The organism is Flavobacterium branchiophilum NBRC 15030 = ATCC 35035, from assembly GCF_002217205.1.
GTDB lineage: Bacteria > Bacteroidota > Bacteroidia > Flavobacteriales > Flavobacteriaceae > Flavobacterium > Flavobacterium branchiophilum.
Map to the genome: position 1 here is coordinate 1 of NZ_MUGT01000095.1, position 1456 is coordinate 1456.

Genomic DNA, 1456 nt, shown 5'->3' on the forward strand with positions numbered 1-1456 from the left:
TTACACCGATGTTTGAAGAAATGTCTCAGCGCTGACCATTTCGTTTTTATTAAAATTTAGTTCATCCGCCAAAAAAGGCGGAATCACTAAATTTTGCAAGGAACTGCACTTCCAGCTCGTATTGCCCGATATTTGATGATATGGGATGTTGAGTTTGAATTTGATTTTCCTTTTTTTTTCGTCTTCAAATTGGTCGATATACCCTTTATTCCAAGATTCTAAAAAAATATTTGGAGGCAAATAGCAAACTGATGAGTGCAATCTTTCGTTGTTATATTTTTCATAGAAAAGCACTAAAACCTGTTCCAATTCTTGGAGCGACCAAAAACGATATGGTTTTAATTTTTTTGCTAATATAGCATGAAAACTCTCAATATGACCATTTTCTTGTGGCGTATATGGATGTGTAAACACTTGATTTATATGGTTTTCTTCAAAAAACTTCTGAATCATTTTTGCACAAAAACGGCTGTCATTATCATTCCTTACTTCAATATGAATTTTCTTTTCCAAACAATTATTAGGTTGTAAATGATTAATAATAATGTCTTCCCATGCTCTTTTTACATCTTCTTTTTTTATTGAATAAGCCGTATATCGGTGCAAAAGTATTCGTGTAAAAGTGTCAATAGTAGTCAAAATATAAGCGTGCATTTTAAACTCCTCTACCCATACAAATTTGATGTCCATTTCTAAAACTTCAAAAGGTTGTTTTGGAAAAACTTTCCGATATTTCACATACATTTTACTAGGCTTCTCGTGTTTTTCTTTTAATAATTGTGCTTCTTTCATTAATCGGTACACTTTTTTGTGATTGATTTGATATCCTTTTAATTTCAAGGCTGTGGTCATTTTTCGATGTCCATAATCCGTATCAACATCCTGATGAATTAATCGCATTAAAGCAATAATATCTGGGTTTAATATACTCTTTTTTATACCATCTGAATCAATGTAAATACTTGACAGACTAGGCTTTAAGCCTTGCTTGGTGCTTTTTGGCTTATAATAATATTGATGCTTACTGATTTTAGCTATTTGCAATGAAACACTTAGTTTCAAGCCTTGAAAAACATAGCTATTTACGAGTTTCTTTTTTTCTCCAAGGCAAATTTCTTTTTTAGGAGTTCATCTTTTAGTTTGCCCTCCAATTCCTTCTCAATAATGATTTCTTTCAAAGTCTTGTTTTCCTTTTCAAGTTCTCGAATTCGCTTGAGTTGATCAGGAGTCATGCCGTGGGCAAAACCTTCGGTTCCCATAGTCTCAAACTTCTTTTTCCATGAATAATAACTCGCCGGAAATACACTGTATTTCTCTAATGTAGGCTTTACGCCTTGTTCAGAAGCTTCTTTGATGATTTTTAGCTTCTCTTCTGTGGTAAATGTTCGCTTTTCCATCGTGCAAAATTATAGTTTTTAATTTATAATTCAGTTCGATTATTTAAGGGGCTGAAACA

At 32.6% G+C, this 1456-nt stretch carries 2 protein-coding genes; both read right to left on the bottom strand.

Translation table 11 applies throughout. The features are described 5' to 3' along the window. On the bottom strand, positions 1–1044 hold the full coding sequence (locus tag B0A58_RS11160; RefSeq protein ID WP_207758846.1) for an integrase core domain-containing protein: 1044 nt from the start codon (positions 1042–1044) through the stop codon (positions 1–3). A 38-nt stretch (positions 1045–1082) separates the two neighbouring features. After that, positions 1083–1397, bottom strand: coding sequence for a transposase (locus tag B0A58_RS11165; RefSeq protein WP_014085259.1), 315 nt, complete (start codon positions 1395–1397; stop codon positions 1083–1085). Between the last annotated feature and the right edge of the window lie 59 nt (positions 1398–1456).

Coding starts and splice junctions, on each gene's coding strand:
- B0A58_RS11165 (WP_014085259.1), bottom strand. CDS start 1,397: ATGGAAAAGCGAACATTTACCACAGAAGAGAAGCTAAAAATCATCAAA.